Annotated in this window: 25 protein-coding genes and 1 riboswitch; of the genes, 17 read left to right on the top strand and 8 right to left on the bottom strand. The window is 33.7% G+C overall.

The features are described from left to right. Positions 1 to 146 precede the first annotated feature (146 nt). Positions 147 to 2,018, bottom strand: coding sequence for an ABC transporter ATP-binding protein (locus tag HMPREF1252_RS02915; protein ID WP_023059370.1), 1,872 nt, complete (start codon positions 2,016 to 2,018; stop codon positions 147 to 149). Continuing rightward, complete coding sequence (locus tag HMPREF1252_RS02910) at positions 2,005 to 3,771, bottom strand: ABC transporter ATP-binding protein (RefSeq protein WP_023059249.1); 1,767 nt, start codon at positions 3,769 to 3,771, stop codon at positions 2,005 to 2,007. The genes HMPREF1252_RS02915 and HMPREF1252_RS02910 overlap by 14 nt, the downstream gene beginning before the upstream one ends. Positions 3,772 to 3,854: 83 nt before the next feature. Here HMPREF1252_RS02910 and HMPREF1252_RS02905 point away from each other — a divergent pair, with 83 nt between their 5' ends. Further along, positions 3,855 to 4,073 carry a DUF3787 domain-containing protein gene (locus tag HMPREF1252_RS02905; RefSeq protein WP_008901570.1) on the top strand — a complete coding sequence of 73 codons (219 nt, stop codon included), beginning with the start codon at positions 3,855 to 3,857 and terminating at the stop codon, positions 4,071 to 4,073. 57 nt (positions 4,074 to 4,130) lie between these two features. Here the strand turns inward: HMPREF1252_RS02905 and HMPREF1252_RS02900 are convergent, their stop codons facing one another. Both HMPREF1252_RS02900 and HMPREF1252_RS02895 read right to left on the bottom strand, forming a co-directional pair. After that, on the bottom strand, positions 4,131 to 4,367 hold the full coding sequence (locus HMPREF1252_RS02900) for a glutathione S-transferase N-terminal domain-containing protein (protein WP_008901571.1): 237 nt from the start codon (positions 4,365 to 4,367) through the stop codon (positions 4,131 to 4,133). Between the two features lie 114 nt (positions 4,368 to 4,481). After that, entirely contained in the window at positions 4,482 to 4,997 is a 516-nt protein-coding gene (locus tag HMPREF1252_RS02895; protein WP_023059263.1) for a phosphatase PAP2 family protein, read from the bottom strand. A 136-nt stretch (positions 4,998 to 5,133) separates the two neighbouring features. Continuing rightward, positions 5,134 to 5,245: riboswitch (FMN riboswitch) on the top strand. A gap of 44 nt (positions 5,246 to 5,289) precedes the next feature. Here HMPREF1252_RS02895 and HMPREF1252_RS02890 point away from each other — a divergent pair. After that, entirely contained in the window at positions 5,290 to 5,895 is a 606-nt protein-coding gene (locus HMPREF1252_RS02890) for an ECF transporter S component (RefSeq protein WP_023059143.1), read from the top strand. Positions 5,896 to 6,050: 155 nt separating this feature from the next. Here HMPREF1252_RS02890 and HMPREF1252_RS02885 read toward each other — a convergent pair whose 3' ends face one another. The 3 genes from HMPREF1252_RS02885 to HMPREF1252_RS02875 are packed head-to-tail and all read right to left on the bottom strand — an operon-like array spanning position 6,051 to position 8,541. Further along, the gene (locus HMPREF1252_RS02885) at positions 6,051 to 6,680 is read right to left on the bottom strand and encodes a 50S ribosomal protein L25 (protein ID WP_023059375.1); all 630 of its coding nucleotides are present in this window, start codon (positions 6,678 to 6,680) and stop codon (positions 6,051 to 6,053) included. A 14-nt stretch (positions 6,681 to 6,694) separates the two neighbouring features. Beyond that, the gene (mnmA, locus tag HMPREF1252_RS02880) at positions 6,695 to 7,762 is read right to left on the bottom strand and encodes a tRNA 2-thiouridine(34) synthase MnmA (protein ID WP_023059278.1); all 1,068 of its coding nucleotides are present in this window, start codon (positions 7,760 to 7,762) and stop codon (positions 6,695 to 6,697) included. Beyond that, positions 7,759 to 8,541 (bottom strand): DegV family protein, encoded by a 783-nt coding sequence (locus tag HMPREF1252_RS02875; protein ID WP_023059306.1) that lies wholly within the window; start codon positions 8,539 to 8,541, stop codon positions 7,759 to 7,761. Before HMPREF1252_RS02875 ends, mnmA begins: the two co-directional genes overlap by 4 nt. 148 nt (positions 8,542 to 8,689) lie before the next feature. Between HMPREF1252_RS02875 and HMPREF1252_RS02870 the strand changes: the two genes are divergently transcribed. The 15 genes from HMPREF1252_RS02870 (at position 8,690) to HMPREF1252_RS02800 (ending at position 19,373) form a co-directional block, all read left to right on the top strand. After that, positions 8,690 to 9,757, top strand: a complete 1,068-nt coding sequence (locus HMPREF1252_RS02870; protein ID WP_023059232.1) for an FAD:protein FMN transferase — start codon at positions 8,690 to 8,692, stop codon at positions 9,755 to 9,757. Between the two features lie 7 nt (positions 9,758 to 9,764). Then, positions 9,765 to 10,277, top strand: a complete 513-nt coding sequence (locus HMPREF1252_RS02865; protein WP_023059158.1) for a hypothetical protein — start codon at positions 9,765 to 9,767, stop codon at positions 10,275 to 10,277. Continuing rightward, entirely contained in the window at positions 10,267 to 10,827 is a 561-nt protein-coding gene (locus tag HMPREF1252_RS02860; RefSeq protein WP_023059392.1) for a thermonuclease family protein, read from the top strand. The genes HMPREF1252_RS02865 and HMPREF1252_RS02860 overlap by 11 nt, the downstream gene beginning before the upstream one ends. After that, positions 10,827 to 11,339 carry a phosphatidylglycerophosphatase A gene (locus HMPREF1252_RS02855; RefSeq protein ID WP_023059285.1) on the top strand — a complete coding sequence of 171 codons (513 nt, stop codon included), beginning with the start codon at positions 10,827 to 10,829 and terminating at the stop codon, positions 11,337 to 11,339. The genes HMPREF1252_RS02860 and HMPREF1252_RS02855 overlap by 1 nt, the downstream gene beginning before the upstream one ends. Positions 11,340 to 11,436: 97 nt before the next feature. After that, on the top strand, positions 11,437 to 11,871 hold the full coding sequence (rplM, locus tag HMPREF1252_RS02850) for a 50S ribosomal protein L13 (protein ID WP_023059272.1): 435 nt from the start codon (positions 11,437 to 11,439) through the stop codon (positions 11,869 to 11,871). Positions 11,872 to 11,884: 13 nt separating this feature from the next. Continuing rightward, the gene (rpsI, locus tag HMPREF1252_RS02845) at positions 11,885 to 12,274 is read left to right on the top strand and encodes a 30S ribosomal protein S9 (RefSeq protein WP_008901582.1); all 390 of its coding nucleotides are present in this window, start codon (positions 11,885 to 11,887) and stop codon (positions 12,272 to 12,274) included. 192 nt (positions 12,275 to 12,466) lie between these two features. After that, the gene (locus HMPREF1252_RS02840; protein WP_023059413.1) at positions 12,467 to 13,447 is read left to right on the top strand and encodes an acyl-CoA thioester hydrolase/BAAT C-terminal domain-containing protein; all 981 of its coding nucleotides are present in this window, start codon (positions 12,467 to 12,469) and stop codon (positions 13,445 to 13,447) included. 198 nt (positions 13,448 to 13,645) lie between these two features. After that, positions 13,646 to 13,846, top strand: a complete 201-nt coding sequence (locus HMPREF1252_RS02835) for a helix-turn-helix transcriptional regulator (protein ID WP_023059164.1) — start codon at positions 13,646 to 13,648, stop codon at positions 13,844 to 13,846. Next, a complete protein-coding gene (locus tag HMPREF1252_RS02830) occupies positions 13,839 to 14,297 on the top strand; it encodes a hypothetical protein (RefSeq protein ID WP_155804224.1) in 459 nt (152 codons plus the stop codon). The genes HMPREF1252_RS02835 and HMPREF1252_RS02830 overlap by 8 nt, the downstream gene beginning before the upstream one ends. Before the next feature lie 298 nt (positions 14,298 to 14,595). Further along, positions 14,596 to 15,660 carry an AEC family transporter gene (locus HMPREF1252_RS02825; RefSeq protein WP_023059165.1) on the top strand — a complete coding sequence of 355 codons (1,065 nt, stop codon included), beginning with the start codon at positions 14,596 to 14,598 and terminating at the stop codon, positions 15,658 to 15,660. A 14-nt stretch (positions 15,661 to 15,674) separates the two neighbouring features. Beyond that, positions 15,675 to 16,682 carry a 2-hydroxyacid dehydrogenase gene (locus HMPREF1252_RS02820; RefSeq protein WP_023059218.1) on the top strand — a complete coding sequence of 336 codons (1,008 nt, stop codon included), beginning with the start codon at positions 15,675 to 15,677 and terminating at the stop codon, positions 16,680 to 16,682. Positions 16,683 to 16,896: 214 nt separating this feature from the next. Next, a complete protein-coding gene (locus tag HMPREF1252_RS02815) occupies positions 16,897 to 17,178 on the top strand; it encodes a helix-turn-helix transcriptional regulator (protein WP_023059277.1) in 282 nt (93 codons plus the stop codon). A gap of 1 nt (position 17,179) precedes the next feature. Next, on the top strand, positions 17,180 to 18,178 hold the full coding sequence (locus HMPREF1252_RS02810) for a permease (RefSeq protein WP_023059363.1): 999 nt from the start codon (positions 17,180 to 17,182) through the stop codon (positions 18,176 to 18,178). Positions 18,179 to 18,195: 17 nt separating this feature from the next. Further along, complete coding sequence (locus tag HMPREF1252_RS02805; protein ID WP_023059302.1) at positions 18,196 to 19,125, top strand: GTP-binding protein; 930 nt, start codon at positions 18,196 to 18,198, stop codon at positions 19,123 to 19,125. An 8-nt stretch (positions 19,126 to 19,133) separates the two neighbouring features. After that, positions 19,134 to 19,373 carry a thioredoxin family protein gene (locus tag HMPREF1252_RS02800; protein ID WP_023059197.1) on the top strand — a complete coding sequence of 80 codons (240 nt, stop codon included), beginning with the start codon at positions 19,134 to 19,136 and terminating at the stop codon, positions 19,371 to 19,373. 91 nt (positions 19,374 to 19,464) lie between these two features. Here HMPREF1252_RS02800 and HMPREF1252_RS02795 read toward each other — a convergent pair whose 3' ends face one another. Continuing rightward, positions 19,465 to 20,541, bottom strand: coding sequence for a M42 family metallopeptidase (locus tag HMPREF1252_RS02795; RefSeq protein WP_023059163.1), 1,077 nt, complete (start codon positions 20,539 to 20,541; stop codon positions 19,465 to 19,467). Between the last annotated feature and the right edge of the window lie 134 nt (positions 20,542 to 20,675).

The raw sequence follows: 20,675 nt of genomic DNA, 5'->3' as shown, positions 1-20,675 counted from the left end.
TATTCTTAATTTTTCGTACGGCTACGCCTGAGTAATACGATTCGTTCACTCATATAAATGGAAGCTGGTAGCTTCCGCTACAAAATAATCATCAAAACTTAACACAAAAAAAGGAAGCGTGTGCTTCCTTTAAATTTTATCATCTACTATTCTTCACTCAATCCACCTTTATATAGATTTGCGTAGACTCCATTTTCTTCCATCAAGTCTTCGTGGCGACCTCTTTCTATGATTTCTCCATGTTCTAGTACCATGATGGCGTCGCTATTTCTTACTGTTGATAGTCTATGGGCGATTACAAATGTGGTTCGTCCTGTCATGACTTTATCCATCGATTCTTGCACAAGCATTTCTGTTCTTGTGTCTATGGATGAGGTTGCTTCGTCGAGGATTAATACTGGTGGGCCCATGATTTCTGCTCTTGCTATGGAAAGTAGTTGGGCTTGTCCTTCTGAGAGTCCTGTGTCTGTTCCGCTTATGACTGTGTCGTATCCTTCTGGTAGAAGGGTTATGAAGTGATGGGCTTGGGTTCTCTTTGCGCCTCTTACTACTTCTTCGTCGGTGGCGCTTGGATTTCCAAATCTCAAATTATCTTTGATACTTCCTGTAAATAGGTGGGTGTCTTGAAGCACCATTCCCAGTGAGCGTCTAAGATCTCTCTTGTCGATTTCTTTTATATCGATTCCGTCAAAGGTTATCTTTCCATCCCAGATATCGTAGAATCTATTGACTAGGTTGGTGATGGTGGTCTTGCCTGCTCCTGTTGAGCCGACGAAGGCTATCTTTTGCTCTGGCTTTGCGTATAGTGATATATTTTTAAGTACTGGTTTGTTTTCTTCGTAGCCAAAGGTTACATCTTCGAAGATGATTTCTCCTTTTAGTTCTGTGAATGGATCTTCTTTTCTGTCGTCCTTCCATGCCCAGTGACCTGTCTTTTCTTTTGTTTCTTTTAATTTATTTCCATCTTTTTCAACTCTTACAAGTTTTATATGACCTTTGTTTTCTTCAGATACTTCATCGAGGAGTTCGAAGAGTCTGCCTGCACCTGCTAATGCCAATAGGAATTGGTTTATCATTTGAGATAGGTTTCTCATGGGTCCTCCCAATGTCCTTGAAAGTTGTAAGAATGTGGCGATCATACCCACGGTGATTCCTCCTGTTTCAGAGATGGCTAAGATGCCTCCAACGATGGCGATGATTGCATATTGGAAGTTGAAGATAAAGAATGTTATAGGCATTAAAAACAGTGAGTATCTGTTGGCGTACATGGTGCTCTCGAATAACCTATTATTTATTTCTTTAAATTCTTCTACGGTTTTGTCTTCGTAGGAAAATACTTTTACTACTTTTTGGCCGTCGATATATTCTTCGATATATCCATTTTCTTCTCCCAGAGTTTTCTGTTGCTTCATAAAGAATGTGGAACTTTTGGATCCTATTGATTTCATGATTACAAACATAAGGACGATGCAAAGCACTACTATCAGTGAAAGTATCCGTGATTCAATAAGCATTACTATAAATATTGAAATGACTGTTAAAATCGATGAGAATACTGAAGGTATGTTGGCTATTGCCTGTTCAACGGCTTGTATATCGTTTGTAAATACTGACATGACGTCGCCGTGACTCTTCTTGTCGAAGTACTTAATTGGCAGTGTTTCTAGGTGGGTGAAGAGTTCTTGTCTTAGGTTGTAGCAGGTGTCTTCTGTTACATATACCATGATCATTTGGTAGATGTAGTTTGCGATTACTCCTGCATAAAAGACTATTCCCATCTTTATTATGACTTTTAAAAGTGGTCCAAAGTCTGGATTTGTCATTCCGATCATCGGTGTTATATAGTTGTCGATGATGGTCTTTAAGAATAGGGAAAATGATACCGTTGATATTATGGATATTATGATTAAGAAGAATACTAAGATAAATCTCGAACCGTTGTGTTTCAAAATGTATTTTAATATTCTCTTGCCGTCATTTAGGCTACTTTTATCGATTGATTTTTTATTTTTCTTCATCGAAGTCACCTGTTCTTTCTTGAGAGGTAGAGATTTCATTATAAATTTTTGAGTTTTTAAGAAGCTCTTCGTGAGTTCCTATGCTTTCGATCCTACCTTCGTTCATTACGACGATTCTATCGCAGTATTTAAGAGTGTTGACCCTTTGAGAAATTATAATTCTAGTCATATCTGGAAGGTGTGCCTTTAGACTCTCTGTAATATTTCTTTCTGTCTTTGTATCTAGTGCAGAGGTTGAGTCGTCAAGGATCAATATTTTAGGTTTTTTAAGAAGGGATCTTGCGATGGTTAGTCTTTGTTTTTGTCCACCGGAGAAGTTGGCTCCACCTCTTTCAACCTTCATGTCAAGGCCGCCCTTTTCCATTATGAATGTATATGCGTCTGAAATATTAAGTGCTTCGTACATTTCTTCGTCTGTTGCATTTAAGTCTCCAAAGTTTAGATTGGATCTTACCGTTCCGGAGAAGAGTTGATTCTTTTGAAGTACCATTGAGATAGAGTCGCGAAGTTCTCTTAAATCGTAATCCTTTACGTCAACTCCACCTATTTCAACTGATCCGCAGCTGACATCGTAAAGTCTTGGGATAAGTTGCACCAAGGTGGACTTAGATGATCCAGTTCCGCCGATGATGCCCAGATTTTCTCCAGGATTTATCTTTAGATTAATATCGCAGAGGGCATATTTATTTTCTTCATCATCTCTATTACTTTTTTCATCTGCATTTGTGTTATCGTAGGAAAAACATACATCCTTAAATTCTATGGTGTAGTCTTCTACTTTTTTCTTGGATTCGCCTGAAACTAGGCTTACTTCTTTGTCTAGCACTTCTATGATTCTATCTGCAGAGTTACGAGATAGAATTATCTGACTTATTACCATTGCAAAGATCATAAGAGAGATTTGGATTTGGAATGAATAGGTAACAAGACTCATAAGTTGTCCTGTGGTTAAGCTACCTCCCACCACGAATTTCGAGCCGACCCAGGAGATAATAATACAGATGGTGTAGATCGTAAAATTCATAAATGGCATAAGTGACATAAATCTCTTTTGAATGTAAATATATTTTTCGTATAGGAATTTTGAAATCTCTGTAAATCCTTTTATCTGTTCTTCTTCTCGAACAAAGCTCTTAACCACTCTGATTCCAAGTAGATTCTCTGAAACGAAAGTGTTAAGCCTGTCTACGCCTTTAAAAATCTGTCTAAATGTTGGATAGACGGAAATCATGATGTAGGAGACGAATATTCCAATTAGAGGAATGATAAATAAAAAGTATCCAGCCAAATTTCTATTAATTTTAAATGCCATTATGAATGCAAACACAAGCATAATTGGCGAACGAATCGCAATTCTAATACTCATTTGAAAAGACATTTGAATATTTTGAACGTCTGTTGTAAGTCTTGTAACGAGAGAACCTTTTGAAAAAGAATCTATATCCCTAAATGAAAAAGACTGTATCTTTTCATAGAGTGCTTCTCTAAGATTTTTAGAAAGTCCTGCACTCGCCTTGGTTGCAAGGTATCCAGATGTAATACCTGCTCCAAAGGATAGAAGTACATAGATTACTAGTAGGATTCCAGTTTTTATAATTACGTCCCTATCTTTTAAAATAATCCCTTGATCCACGATGATACTCATGGTGTATGGGATGAGTATGTCCATGATAACTTCTAAGGTTACAAAGATTGGACTTAAGAATGCATATATTTTAAAAGATTTGACGTAAGAAAGTATTTTTTTAATCATTTTTCACCTTTTCTAATTTATTTTAGATCAAAATTGGTAATTTATATCCAGAAGGGGTAGAATAATATTAACGGAGGTATAATATGAACAAAGAAGTTAAGAAAGAAACACTTAGTCAAGATTTAGTAGGTAAAACTAAAGCTAACCTTGAACAAATGAACGAAATTAAACATGGAGACAAAGCAGCTTCTGATATCTACGCTAAGAGCGAAGGTAAAGATCCAGAAACTGGAGTTGAAATCCCTACTGAAGAATCTGTTGAAGAAGCTAAAGAATGGGTTGACAACCAAAACCGTATGTAAAATTTAAAATTTACAAAATAAATTAGAGACGAATATTCGTCTCTAATTTTTATTTAATTAATTTAATCTTTCTTTTAAAAATTTGATGATATCCATGGATTCGTACATAGGTTTAGAGTCGATAAATAGACAAGGAACCTGTCCCTTTCCTCCCACTTCTACGAGAGTATCTCTAAACTCTGGATTTGCTACAATATCTTTTAGTTCCACATCGTCGATTTTATTCATTTCCATAAACCTTAGAACCTTTTGGCAATAAGGACAAGATTCTTTATAAAATAATTCTAACTTCATTTAATCACCTCTTAATTTAATTACCCGACTTTAAAAATCGCTAAACAAAGTAAATTTATAAAAATTAATTGTAAGAATCTAAAATTTATAAAATTTATTTCTAAAATTAAATTTTCAATTACTTTTATAAAATTTATTTACAATTTTATTTGAAACATAGGATAGAATCATTCCCATCACTACACCTGCCAACACATCGGAAGGATAGTGGACTGTGAAATAGATGCGAGATACCGAGATAATCGCAGCCACTAAAAAAAATGGAAGACTCTTAAAAACTTTTGTAAAATGGATGGATCCAGCTACTGCAAAAGCCCCATAGGTATGTCCCGATGGAAAAGAAAAATCTGTCGGTGGTTTTATCTTCAAGGGAAGATTTAATCTATCGTAGGGTCTAATTCTTGCGATGGTTGGTTTTAAGATTAAATTTCCAAGAATTCCGCAGAAAATTAGAGAAAGAAGGATTGTCGCTCCAGTCTTTCTAGTTTTTTTAAAGAATAAAAATAAAATTCCAATCAAAATATATAAGAATCCGAAATCGCCAAGATGGGTAAAGAATTTAAAAAAATAATCCAGCGGCACACATTTAATCTCGGACATAAAATTTATAACATTAATATCTAAGTTCATAGTATCACCTCATCGTTATATTATATAGGATAATTAAAAAAATTGTCACTTCGCTATTATAATTGATTTGCGGCAAAATAATAGAACATCTCAATAAAGATTGACAAGCTAAAATAGATAATATAAAATTAGTATAGTTATTCTTCAGGGCAGGGTGGAAGTCCCGACCGGCGGTAAAGTCCGCGAGCGCAAGCTGAACCTGTGTGATTCAGGTACCGACAGTAGAGTCTGGATGATAGAAGAGGCCCCTGAAGCAGTGGGGCATTTTTTATGCCCAAGCAAGGGAGGAATTATGAATAACACAACAAGAAGAGGAATTAAGACAAGAAACATCACAAGGGTGGCAGTTTTATCTGTAATGGCATTTATACTAATGAATATAAAGATGCCACTTGCATTTATCGCACCTGCATTTATGAAGCTAGATATCTCTGATGTACCAGTGCTTTTAGGAGCATTTACCATGGGACCAATCTATGGAGTGATTATTGCAGCGATTAAAAATATTTTAAATATTATAATCACAGGCACAGACACAGGAATGGTAGGAGAGCTTTCAAACTTTATAATCGCATCTGTATACGCGATTACAGCTTCTGTATTCTATAGAAGATATAGAACCTTTAAAGGAGCTATACTTTCACTTATACTTGGTATAGTTCTTATGACTACATCTGCATTTATATCAAACTACTACTTTATATTTCCACTTTACGCAAAGATTATGCCAATGGAAGCAATAGTAGCAATGGGAAGTAAAATAATTCCAAAGGTAACAGATTTATTTACAATGATGGTCTACTGTATAATTCCATTTAACATCATCAAAGGATCTATAACAGCAGTGGTAACAGTCCTACTCTACGAAAGAGTAAGACCAGCACTTAAAGATTCATAAAAAATTAAACTTCGAGAGATCGAAGTTTTTTTACTTTAAATTTAAAGAAATAAAAGCAAGGAAAACAACTCCTTGCTTTTTTAATGTCTTAGTTTTCTAAAAAAGATTTAAATAAAAAATAGCTAGAAATTCTAGCTATCTTTAAATAAATTTTATTATTCTTCTTCTTTTGCTTCAGTTTCAGCTACAGTTGGAACTTCTGCTGATACTTCTTCGTCAGTTTCTTCAAGATTTTCTTCTTGTGGTTCAGATAGAACTGCTACAACTTCTTCTGGATCTACATGGATGTGAATCTTGTCATTTCCTGCGATATCTAGATTAGCAACTGTCATGTTGTCGCCAATTTGCATGTCAACTACATTTACAACTGCTTCTGATGGAAGGTCTCCTGGTAGACATTCAATTTCAACGCTGTCAATAATTTGCATGATAACTGATGGTTGAGCCTTGATGTTGTCTCTTCCTTCTAGAACTACTGGAATAGTAACTCTGATCTTTTGATTCATATCGATTAGGTATGCGTCAAAGTGTAGAATTTGATTCTTAAATGGATGTTTTTGGATTTCTTTGATTAGAAGGTCCTTTTGTGCTCCGTCTAATTCAGCTTTGAAAATGTTTGAAAGACCGTTTACTTCATAAGCCTTTACTAAATCTTTTTCAACTACAGTTACTGAAACTGCTTCTTCTCCCTTTGAGTAAACAACTCCTGGAACAAGTCCTTCTTGTCTAAGTTTGTCTACTTTATTTTTTCCGTGTTGATCTCTTTTTTGTAATTTTAAAATCATAAAATTCCTCCTATTTATTTAATTATACCAGAACCTAGGCATATTTCTCCAGAATAAAACACAGCTATTTGTCCTGGAGTTACACCTTTTAATGGTTTTTCGAGCTTAACTTTAAGTGTTTCGTCGTCTATTTTTGTTACAACCATGCCCACATCGGGAGCACGGTACCTAATCTTTCCTGTACAGTTAAGTGGATAGTCTGGTGTTCCATTTATAAAAAATGGTTCTTCAACATAGAACTCATCTCTATATAATATAGGATTATCCACCCCTTGTGCAACTATTAATTCATTTTTTTCTAAATTTTTATCTGCAACGAAGAATGGTTCTCCAGTTCCAACTCCGCCGATGCCGATTCCTTTTCTCTGTCCAATGGTGTAGTGCATCAGTCCAGAGTGCTCTCCTAGCACGTTTCCAGCCTCATCTACAATCTTTCCTGGTTTTGTAAATAAGAATTTGTCCAAGAATTTATTGAAATCTCTCTCGCCGATAAAACATACTCCGGTGGAATCTTTTTTCTTTGCAGTTGCAAGATTTAATTCTTCTGCGATCTCTCTAACTTTTTCCTTTTTTATATCTCCAATAGGGAAGATAGTTTTTTTAAGAGCTTCTTCTTTAACTCGAGATAGAAAATAAGATTGATCTTTGTTCTCGTCAACCCCGCGAAGCAGGTAGCTATGTCCATTCTCGTGTTTAACTCTAGCGTAATGACCCATGGCTATATAATCTGCACCAAGTTTTAAAGCAAAATCTAAAAATGCTTTAAATTTTATATTTTGGTTGCACATTACGTCGGGATTTGGAGTTCTGCCCTTCTTATATTCGTTTAAGAAATATGTAAAGACAGTGTCCCAATATTCTTTTTCAAAGTTAACAGTGTAGTACTTAATATCCAGTGCGTTTGCTACTTTTACCACATCTAGGTAGTCATCTGTGGCAGTACATTCCTCGTCATTTTCGTCCCAGTTTTTCATAAAGACACCGATGACATTGTAGCCCTGTTCTTTTAATAGATAGGCTGCAACCGATGAATCCACACCGCCGCTTATGCCAAGCACTACGGTTTTCTTTTTATCTGTCAACCTTTCACCCCCTCAAATGTCATTGCAGTCATTCCTATACCTGTATGGACAGCGATGATAGGACTTAATTCTCCAATTTCAATTTGAAGGTTTTCGTCTCTTTTTTCCAAAGCTTCTTTAAGGGCATTTGCACCTTCAAGATTTGCACAATGGAAAATAATAATTTTGTTAGATTTTTCATCTCTATTATTAAAATAGATATCTACTAATTTTTTGTAAGCCGATTTTAATCCTCTTGCCTTGTCGATAGGTTTTAATTTTCCTTCTTCGTCTATTTTAAGGATTGGTTTAATTTTTATTGCAGTCCCTAAGAAGGCTTCTGTTGCAGAGAGTCTACCGCCACGTTTTAGATGCATAAGATCTTCAACGATAAATATGGTAGCTACATTATCTACAAGCTTAGCTAGATCTTTTGCATTTTCTACTAAGTCCATGCCTTTATCTAAGTTTTCTATGGCTCTATGGAGTAAAATTTCCATTCCCCAGGTTGCATTCTTTGTATCTACAACTTCTATCTTTCTATCTGGAAACTCAGCTTCAAGGGCATCCTTTGCGTTAAGTGCCTGTAGGTATTGTCCACTAAGTCCTGATGAAAATGCCACATATAGAATGTCCATACCTTCTTCCAATGGTTTTCTAAATGTTTCTTCAAATTTAAATTGATTTACCATCGTGGTAGACATGTCGGAAGTTTTTAATTTTTTTAAAAATTCTTCCTTAGACATTTCGCTATAATCTAATGTATGTGTATAGACTTTTTCGTCTATGATAAATTCCATAGGAATAATTTCGGCTCTACTTAGGTCGCTTTCGAAAAAAATCTCCAGCTACATCTGAGTAAATTTTGTACATATAACACCTCTATATACATAATATCTATTTGTTGAGTAAAATTCAACATAATGATACAATTATAAAGGTGATATTATGAAGAAAATTATATTAATGATTATATTTAGCCTATGTTTAGTAGGCTGTTCAAATGAAAAAGCTTATGAAAAGTATCAAACTGAATTCTATGATTGTTTCGATACGATTATAGACGTGGCAGTCTATGCACAAAGTGAAAAAGAAGGTAATAGGGAACTTGAGTTAATAAAGAATGAATTTATTAGACTTCACAAGCTATTTGACAGATATAATAGCTACGAAGGTGTGGTTAACTTTAAAACTGTAAATGACAATGCAGGGATAGAACCTGTAAAAGTTCCTGATGAAGTATTCAACTTGATGAAATTTTCCATCGACTCTTACAACAATATTTCTCACAAAGTAAACGTAGCAATAGGTCCAGTGGTGGACGTGTGGACTGAGTATAGAGACCTCTATGAAGGAGGAGCTACAAAAGAAGAAGTAACAGCTAAACTCGGCTCACCACTTCCAACTAAAGAAAGACTAGAAAGTCTAAGACCATTACTAAACATGGAAAATATTGTTATAAATGAAAAAGACAAATCCATCTACCTAAAAGAAAAGGGAATGGAAGTGGAAATGGGATCAGTTGCAAAGGGATACGCAACGGAACTGGTAGCGCAATACGCAGAGAAAAATGGAGTTAAATCTGCAATTATATCTGCAGGTGGAAACGTAAGAATAATCGGCAAACCACTTGTTGAAGGTAGGGACACATTCTTAGTTGGAATTAGAAATCCAGATGCAGAAGAAGGAGAACAAAATTCTGTACAAGCAGTGCTTGCAGTAAATGATACCTCTGTGGTAACATCAGGAGACTATCAAAGATACTTCGATCTAGATGGAAGAAGATACTCTCACATCATAGACCCAGACACACTATATCCAGACACATTATTTAAATCTGTAACTATAAATAATAAAGACTCAGGACTATGCGACTTTTTATCTACCGCATCTTTTCTAAGTACAAAAGAAGAAGCAATAGAGATGCTTAAAAAAGAAAATGCCGACGGATACTTCATCGATACAAATAGCGAAGTAAGTTACACAGAAGGATTTAAAAAGATATTAAAAGATTAGGACGACTATGAACAATAACTTAAGAGGGCTATTATTCCACATAATCGTAATAATAGCTACATTTGCACTCAGCTACTTTATAAATTTATCAGAAGAGGTTAGAAATTTAATCTATGGAAATATGGTATTTAGAATAATAATAGTTATTTTGATACTGTATATGTACTTCCTTCTAGGTAAAGGCATGACGAAGAGAAGAGCACCGATAGAAGATATACTAACTGGAAATTTAATAATATTTATTTCTCTTTTGTCTATTGGAGTAGCATATTTAGGTCTTAGAGAAAAATTTTTAGAAGTAGGACCAGGGGATAGTTACTATAGATTTTTTATGGATATGTTCATGTATCCAGAGCTTTATAGCTTGAAACTCATTGGATTTTATGAATATCTTGAAGCGATAATAGCTTCTGCATTTGTGCCAGGAATTATCTATTTCTTATCCATCAAAAAATCTAGAGCAGTTATAAAAAGAAAGAAAAGAATCGAAAGAAATAGGATGAGAATAAATGAAAAATGATAAAATAAAAAACAAGACTCTCCTCAGAAGATTGCTCTTAGCATTTCTAATTCTAGTGCTATACTTTGGGGTCGACTACTACAACAAAACAGTAGCTGCTCCAACATTTGAAAAGGTAAAAGTGACAAAGGTGGTAGATGGAGATACATTCTATGTCGGTCCAGACAAGGTAAGAGTCATAGGCATCAACACACCAGAATTTGGAGAAGAAAAGGAAGAACTGGGAGAAGAGGCAAAGATTAGAGCAGAAGAACTAATCTTAAATAAGACCGTTTATCTAAAAACAGGCAAAGAATTAGAAGATAAATACGGAAGAAACTTGAGATATGTATTCCTTGTAAATCCTAAAAAAGAAAAGAATGTCGACGAAAAAATGATAAGAGAAAACACCTTGGAAGGCATCCTTTTAAAAGAAGGACTAGCTAGATGCTATTTCTTTAAACCAAATAATGACTATGAAGAAACATTTAGAAAAATAGAAAAAGAAGCAAGAGAAAATAAAGAAGGAATGTGGAAGATATCTACAGAAGGAACCACAAGGGGGAACTGATGTATAAATACGATATGAAAGAACTCACAGCTATAGCAAAAAATATGCTCATAGAAAGAGGAATAGAACTGGATAAAATCGCAGATGTAGTCTATGAACTACAAAAACCATATAACGAATATGTAACAAGAGAAATATGTCTTGAATCCATAGAAAGAATCTTGGAAAAGAGAGAAGTTGTCCATGTAATCCTAACAGGATTTCAACTAGATAAACTTGCGAGCGAAAAAATGCTCGACGAACCACTTCAATCAATAGTAGAAAAAGACGAAGGACTGTATGGAATAGATGAGATCCTACCCCTTGGAATCACAAACCTATACGGATCAATAGGACTTACAAACTTTGGGTATCTAGACAAAGAAAAAATAGGAATAATAAAAGAACTTGACGAGAGAAAAAAGACTGGAAGAGAAGTCACAACCTTCGCCGATGACATCGTAGCGGCAATCGCAGCAGCAGCGGCATCAAGGGTAGCTCACATGAATATACAAAAATCAAAAGAAAGTTGAGAAAATACTTAGAAATACTTGACAAATTGAAGTAATTAATATATTATTATCAAAGTGTTTTAAAAGCCCCGGAAAATTTTAAATCACAGGAGGACTCATGAATAACAAGAGTTTTATGGCAAAAGCCAATGAAATTGAAAGAAAGTGGTATGTTATCGATGCCACAGATAAAGTACTTGGTAGACTTGCAACAGAAGTAGCAACAATACTAAGAGGAAAACACAAACCAACATACACACCACACGTTGATACTGGTGACTTTGTAATTATAATTAACGCTGAAAAAGTTCGTCTAACAGGAGACAAATGGGATAAGAAACTTCATGTATACCACACAGGATATCCAGGTGGAAGAAAAGAAGTTGTTTACAAAGAACTTAGAAACAAACATCCTGAAAGAATAATCGAACTAGCTGTTAAAGGAATGCTTCCAAAAAATAGACTTGGAAGATCTATGTACAGAAAACTTAAGGTTTATGCAGGGGAAAATCATCCTCACGAAGCACAAAAACCAGAAGTTCACGAATTTTAATTGGAGGTAGTTCATGGAAAAGCAATATAGAGGAACTGGAAGAAGAAAATCTTCTGTAGCTCAAGTAAGACTTGTTCCTGGAAATGGATCATTCACAGTAAACGGAAGAGATTTAGAAAACTACTTTAATTATGAAACGCTAATTACAGTTGCAAAATCTCCGTTAGAGCTAACAGAAACTACAGGCAACTTTGACGTAATCGTTAAAGTACACGGTGGTGGATTTACAGGACAAGCAGGTGCTGTAAGACACGGAATAGCAAGAGCACTACTAGAAGTAGATGCTGAACTAAGACCTGTTCTTAAAAAAGCTGGATTCTTAACAAGAGATCCAAGAATGAAGGAAAGAAAGAAATACGGTCTTAAAAAAGCAAGAAGAGCACCACAATTCTCAAAGAGATAATATCAAAAGCATTGGATTATATCCAGTGCTTTTTTTAGTGCAAAAATAAATGAAGACCAAAAATAATGGAACTTATTAAAGCCTTATTGTAGTTTAGTGTAATTAATGCGCACTAAAGGTGATATAATACCTACAAGCAGATTTTTTAAATACTAGTAGAATCTGTATGCTATTTAAAAGGAAGGGAATAAAATGAAGAAAATATTTTTTAGAATTTTTTCAATAGTTATTATTTTAGTAGTTTTAGTTTTTATTCTTAGAATATATAATGACCATAAGTATAAAGATAACAATGCTTTTAAATTTCCCGAATATTATAAGGATGTAACTAATATAAGTCTATATCCTACAGATATTGATGGAGTTGATGTAACTTATGTAGATGAGGGTAGGATGCAAGGCTTTAGATTTGTGCCTAAGGAAAAATTACATAAGGGTCTTGTAATTTGTTTTGGAGGTTCTGATGGAGGTCCAAATTTTGAGACTGCTAAAAGATTGGCTGAAGAGGGATATGAGACCTTTGCCCTATTTATGTTTGGAATGAAAAACCAAGAACAAACTCTTAGAAAAATCCCTTTAGAACAATTTGAAGATGTTATAAGTTATATAAATAAAAATATAAAAGACAATAAGCCGATAAGTGTTGTGGCAGCGTCAAAAGGTGCAGAATATGCACTTAATTTAGCTAGCAAATATCCTGAAATAGATAATCTGATTTTGATGGCGCCTTCATCTTATAATTTCGCCGGTCTAGATTTTAAAGATTATGGTTCATCATGGACATATAAAGGCAAGGAACTTCCATATATAGATATTAAAAAATCATCATTTAACTCATTTTTAAAAAATATTATTGTTCCATCCATCATTAAAAGTCCTATTAGTTTTAAAGAAACTTATAACAGCGCAATAGAAAAAGACTCAACAAGCCAAGAAAAACTAATACCAGCAAAAGATGTTAAGGCAAATATATTTCTGATTGTAGGCGAGGATGATATGATGTGGGATAGCCTTGCCATGGCAAATAAAATAAAAGAACAAAACCCTAAGGCAAATATTTATTCATATAAAGGAGCAGGGCATATATTTGCAGGAAATGGTATTTTAGATTTAGGAAAAACTAGAGTTGCAACAGGTGGAACAGCTGAAGGTAATGAAAAAGCAAAAAAGTGAATCAAGAAAAACTATTGATGATTTTTTAAAAGAAAACCATAAATAGAAAATTACTTGGACATTTAAGGACGGTAGAAAATTAAAATCTATCGTCTTTTTTTATTAAAGAAATTATAAAAAAAGCAAAGCATGCTTGACAAAAAATGCAAAGCAAGCTATACTATAAATGCAAAGCGAGCTTGCTATAGGAGGAGAAAAATGAAAAATACAATTTCTCAATTAAGAAAACAGCATAAAATAACTCAAGAAGATTTGGCCAATGAAGTTGGAGTAACAAGACAGACCATAACTTCCATAGAAACTGGAAAATATATAGCGTCACTGCCGTTGGCTTTTAAAATTGCTAAGTTTTTTGGTATGAGTATTGAAGAAATATTTAGTGTAGAGGAGGATGATTAATATGAACAAATTAGAAAATTATAAAAAAGAGATAGGATTTAGAATTAGTTTTTTAGTCTTATTATGTATAGTTGCTTTACTGGCAGTTATTATTGGAAATTTTTATTTAAAAAATAAATTTCCATTAAAAGAAGATGTGACAGATTATGTAATAGGATTTTTTATTGGACTTGAACTAGTATCTGTATTCTATATGTCAATGCTTGCTAGAGCATATAGAAATAGAGATATATTGGAAAAGATGTATACTAAAGAAACAGATGAAAGAGTGATATTAATAAAGATGAAGTCAGGGGCAAATATAATACCTTTATTTTCAATGGTTATTGTAATTGTTTCTTTAATTGTAGCATATGTAAGTTATGAAGCCTTTTTAGCGTTAATGATAGTTGCATTTGTACAAATGATATTTTCTAAGATATTAAAAATATATTGGTCAAAAAAGATTTAAAAAAATCATAGTAAAGGCATTAGACGATAGAAATTAAAAACTCTATCGTCTTTTTGTATTGATAATTTATCATAACATGTGCAACATAAAACAAGCTCACACACATAAAAAAGCTGCCAAAAACCAATATGAAAAATTTGAGAAGAAAAGAAAAAGTGGATATTGTTTCGTAACATTAAAAGAAGAACTTTTTGGTTTCTTACCATAGGTGCTGCATTTGATTTGGCTATTCGTCATTGTAAAAAAATTTAAATTAAAGTATACTAGAAATGTAAATATTAATTATTAGGAGGGATACATGAATTTTTTTGAAGTGTTCATGACAACATTAAAAACGCAAAAAATCAATACAGCAATTTTTTCGAGTTTAGTAATTATTTTAATTGGTTATTTTTGTAGAAAAAGAGGCATTTTTGACAATAAGACAGGAAAAGTATTAACAGGTATAGTATTATCGCTATCATTACCAGCTTTAGCTTATAACTCATTTATGAGTGACATAAATGAGGAAACATTAAGAAATGGAATGGGATTATTAGTATGGGGAATAGCAATGTATCCGATTTTAATGCTTTTGACTCTACCAATTTTCGCAAAATACAAGGGAGATGAAAAAACAACATTAAGAGTTTTATCAATTTTCGGCTCGACTACATTTTTTGGTATTCCAATAGTAACAGCAATTTATGGACCACAAGGAACATTATATGCATCTATTTTTAATATAGGATATAGAATTTTCCTATATTCATATGGATATATAAAAATGAGTGGTTTGAGCATGAAAAAAGAAAATCTTAAACAAATGTTTTTAAATCCAATAGTAGTGGCTACTTTTTTAGGTTTGTTTGTATGGATGTTCCAAACTTATTTACCACAAGTGGCTGTTGCTGTAGAACAAGATGGAGAAACTATTAAAAAATCGGTGGCATTTTTGAGAATAGACCATACATTTCCACAACTATTCCAAGTATTTAAGTATCTAGGAGGATTAGCCTCACCACTAGCTTGGTTGGCAATAGGTTCAACATTAGGTGCAGTAAGTTTTAAAGAAGCTTTTTCAGATAAAAAAACATGGTATTATACATTCGTTAAATTAGCATTAGTTCCAGCGATAAATATTGCAATTTTATATGCTTTAAGTCTAGTAGGATTCCCAATAAATTTAGTAGGTTTGGGAACTGTAGTTATAATGATGGCAACACCACCAGCTACTGTAGCGGTTGCTTATGCTATTAATTTTGACAGAGAAGCTTTATTTGCATCAAATGCGTCGCTTATGGCCACATTGGGAGCAGTTTTGATGGCTCCTATATGGATTGTTATAGTAGAATTGATTGGTAAAATAGGAATATTTGCTTAAGAAAGGGAAATAATATGACATTAAAAATTGTAGCATATGGTGTAAGACCAAATGAAGTTGATTTTTTTCATAAGTTAAATAAATATAATTATGAATTAAAATTAGTAGAGGAACTTCTTACACATGATAATATTGAAACAGCAGAAGGTCAAGATGTTGTTTTGCTCAGAGGAAATTGTGTAGCAGATAGACAAAATCTTGAAAAAATAAAATCTTATGGCATAAAATATGTTTTCACAAGAACGGTAGGTTTTAACCATATAGATTTAGAAGCATGTAAAGAAATGGATTTAATGGTTGCTAGAGTACCAGCTTATTCACCAAATTCAGTAGCTGAATTATCTTTAACATTAGCAATGATGTTATTAAGAAATACAGCGTATACAACAAATAGAACAAAAAATTATAATTTCAAAGTTGATGCTCAAATGTTTAGCAAAGAAATTAGAAATTGTAAAGTTGGTATAATTGGTACGGGTAAAATTGGCTTGACAGAAGCTAAATTATTCAAGGGATTAGGAGCTGAAATTTTAGGTAATGATCCTTACCCAAATGAAAATGCAAAAGATATTTTAAAATATGTTGAATTAGATGAATTACTTAAAAAATCAGATATAGTAAGTTTGCACGTTCCATATTTTAAAGGACAAAATGATGAATTTATAAATAAAGATTTCATTTCAAAAATGAAGGATGGAGCAATATTAATAAATACAGCTCGTGGTGAATTGCAAAATAATGAGGATATTTATGATGCTATAAAATCTGGTAAATTAGCAGGATTTGGCACGGATGTATTTCCAAATGAAACTAAGACATTCTTCAAGGAGTTTGCATCTGGTGATGAAATGGAAGATCAATCAGTAAGAAGATTGGTAGATTTATATCCTAAAGTTTTAGTTACACCTCATGTAGGTTCAAATACAGATGAAGCTTTGAAAAATATGATTGAAATTTCGTATGATAATTTAAATGAAGTTTTGACTACTGGCGAAACAAAAAATGAAATAAAAGCAAAATAAAATAAATATTTAAATATTAGCAAAAACCCTCCTGTTTAAATTTATGTTTAACAGGAGGTTTTTTTGCATTTAAAATTGCTTATAAGTCTTCAGCTACTTGATTTATCTTTATTAAAAATCTCTGTAGTAAAAATTTTTATTCAACACATTGACACTCATCAATGTATCTAATATAATTACATTGACGGACATCTATTTAATAAGGAGGAATATTATGAAATTACTAGATGTAGCAGCGATTTTAAAAGTGCTTGGAGATCCTACACGTCTTAAAATTATAAAGATACTTTCAGATGACAAAGAGAGGTGTGCCTGCGAACTTCTTGCAACTTTTGATATAACTCAGCCGACTCTTTCTCACCATATGAAGATTTTAAATAATTTTAAACTGGTTAAGACTAAGAAAGCTGGTGTGTGGAACTACTACACCTTAAATAGAAAAACTATGGAAGAATTAAAAAATTACATGGATGATTTATTTAATACCGGGGCTTAAAATGATATTTGAATTTATACAAAATAATATTTTTAAAATGAATTGGCTTTACAATCTAACAGGTAAAGTATTAAAACTAATTCTATTTGATCTAAATATGAGACTTAGTGAGGCAATCCATTTTTTCATCTATGATGTTTTAAAGATATTTATATTGTTAAGCGTGCTAATCTTTATCGTTTCATATATACAGAGTTATTTTCCACCAGAGAGAAGTAAGAAGATCATGGGAAAATTCAAAGGAATTTCCGCAAATATTGTGGCTGCACTACTGGGCACTGTGACACCTTTTTGTTCTTGCTCATCCATTCCACTTTTTATTGGATTTACAAGTGCAGGTCTTCCTATTGGCGTTACATTTTCATTCTTAATTTCTTCTCCAATGGTTGATATTGGAAGTCTTATTCTTCTTATGAGTATCTTTGGAGCAAAGATAGCTGTCGTTTACGTTTTGCTCGGGCTTGTCATAGCTGTAGTTGGCGGAAAGATTATAGAAAGCGCTAAGATGGAACGTGAGATTGAAGAATTTATTTTAAACGCCAATGTAGGCGAAGTTTCCCAATCGGAAATGACCATAGAGGATAGAATTAATTTTTCTAAGGATCAAGTGGTATCCACTTTTAAAAAGGTATATCCCTATGTATTAGTAGGTGTCGGAATAGGAGCAATCATCCACAACTGGATTCCAAATGATTTTATAGAAAAGATACTGGGTGAGAATAATATCTTTGGCGTTATAATTGCGACCCTTGTAGGTGCACCAATGTATGCAGATATTTTTGGGACTATACCTGTGGCTGAAGCCCTCTTTGCAAAGGGAGCGCTACTTGGAACGGTTTTAAGTTTTATGATGTCTGTGACCACAATTTCTTTGCCATCTTTGATTATGTTAAGAAGAGCAATAAAACCAAAACTTCTCACTTTTTTCGTAGCGATTTGCGTAAGTGGAATTATAATAGTTGGATATATTTTCAATATATTTAGTTATCTATTCATATAAATAAAATAGGAGGAACTATGAAGAAGAAAGAATTATACGTACTTACAGGATTTTTAGGATCTGGGAAGACTACATTTCTATTAAATCTCTTAGATAATATTAAAGGTAAAAAGATAGGAATTATTCAAAATGAGTTTGGAAAAATAAATGTAGATGGAGAAATAATTGATAGAGATGGCATAAAGATGACAGAAATCAGCAGAGGCTCCATATTTTGTTCATGTTTAAAACTATCTTTTGTAGAATCTCTTGCTGAAATGGGAAAGATGGATCTAGACTATGTATTCGTTGAAAGTTCAGGGCTTGCGGATCCTTCAAATATAGAAGAAATCCTGGAAGCTGTGAAGGTACTAGCGGGCGATGTCTATGAATTTAAGGCTGCAATATGCCTTATAGATGCTGTTAACTTTATAAATCAAATCGAAGAAGAAGAAACTGTCTATCGCCAACTCGTTCACTGCCATATGGCAATAGTAAATAAGATTGATCTTGTAGATGAAGATAAAATTCATAAGATAAATGAAAAGATTAAAGAAATAAATCCAAATTGTCTTATAAAATATGGAAAAGAAGGAAATATAGGACTAGATTTTCTAAGTACAGATCTAAAATCTTTAAATAAAATAGAAAGTGAAGATTCTTTAAACACAGTTGACAATAAGCCTAAGACAATTTCCTTGCAAACAGAAGAAATTCTTACAAGAGACGAGTTAAATGAATTTTTAGAAAAAGTACTTCCGGACTGTTATAGAATAAAGGGATTTTTTCACCTAGAAGAAGGATGGTTCCAAGTGGATGTGGTGGAAAAACTAATCGATTACAAACCCCATGGTGAAAGGGAAAACTCAGAGCTCGTGTTTCTTTCAAAGGTAGGTCCAAAGGTCATAAGAACCATAGATACAAATTGGAAAGAAATAGTAAATAAACCTATGAAACTTAAGAATTGAGGTGGAAGATGATAATAAAAGTGATTGGAGAAGGTTGCAAAGATTGCGATAAGCTCTATGAAAATGTGACAGAAGCGGTAAATGAATTAAATCTCGATGCAAAGGTAGAAAAAGTTGAAGATTTAATAGAAATAGTAAAACTCGGAGTGATGACATCTCCATCTGTAATGGTGGATGGTAAGCTCGTGGTGAGCGGAAATGTTGCAAGTGTAAAGAATCTAGTTAAGATTTTAAAAAAAGAAATTTGACACAATATTTGTAAAATAAATAGAAAAAGAGAAAATCCCTATGACTAGGGATTTTTTGCGTTTTTGTTAAATTTATTCTGGATTTTAAAAATTATTTCTTTAAAATCTTTTTGATGCTTTTTTCGTCTAGGTTTTCAATTACATTTACCGCAAGATCAACTGTTGCTTCGAAGTCAGAGATGTCTGCGAAATTGTAATGGCTGTGTACGAATCTAGATGGAATACCTAGAACTAGCACAGGTACGCCTTCTCCGCTTAGGTGAATTGCTCCAGCGTTGGTACTGCCAGCGCGACGAACGGCAGATTGGTACTTAATATTATTTTTATTTGCGATTTCTTTTGCAAATTTAATATATTCGAAACTGCTGATGTAGGATTGATCCATGTGGCGAATTTGAGTGCCACCGCCGAGAACGCCTTGCGCAAGTCCTTCTGGGAAGTATCTGTCGTCTGCAGGAGAACCTTCAAATAAAATTGCAAGGTCCGGTTTAACCTTTGCGCTTGTGATCTTTGCACCACGCATGCCCACTTCTTCTTGGGCGGCAAAACCTCCCACTACATTTACATTTAAATTTTTAGAATCTTTAATTCTCTTTAGAGTTTCGATGATGCAGCAGCAGCCGAGCCTGTTGTCAAAAGCCTTGCCCCTTATTAGGTTTCTCTTGGCGTCATGTCTAAAATCAACCAGTGGAGCCACAGGAGCACCCACATCTATTCCAAAATCTTCTATAACTTCTCTTCGCGATTTCGCTCCAATATCGATAAACATGGAATCGATTGAAAGAGGGCGCTTCCTTTCTTCTTCACTCATAAAATGCGGTGGAGTAGAACCGGTGATGCCTTCTACAATTTCGCCGTGAATATTTTTGATTCCAACTAGGTGGGCAGGAATATTTGTTGCAACCCAACCTCCAAGAGGAACGAACATAAGAGTTCCGTTGTCTAAGATACTTTGCACCATAAAGCCGACCTCGTCTGTGTGAGCATCGAGTAAAACTGTGTAAGGCTTGTCAGAATTATTTTTAATCCTTGCAAAGAGGTTGTTCATAGAATCGGTTTCTATAAAAAAATCTTTTAAATTATCTTTTATAACATCTAACACGTCGTCTTCAAATCCAGAAGGACCAAAGGCGGTGGTTATACTTTCTATTAAATTAATATCAGTCATAGCTCCTCCTTAAGTTTATATTTAATTTTATTATAGCACTTTGGAGGGAAAACCCAAAGGAAGACAGTCACCCTGAGCGGAGACGGTGTAGCAAGGCGTAACCGTCGGAGTCGAATGGGTATAACCCTGGTGAG

Origin of the sequence: Peptoniphilus sp. BV3AC2 (assembly GCF_000478945.1) — a bacterium.
Lineage (GTDB): Bacteria > Bacillota > Clostridia > Tissierellales > Peptoniphilaceae > Peptoniphilus_B > Peptoniphilus_B duerdenii.
Note: the sequence above shows the minus strand (reverse complement) of the source record. Positions and strands in the feature narration are given on the sequence as shown.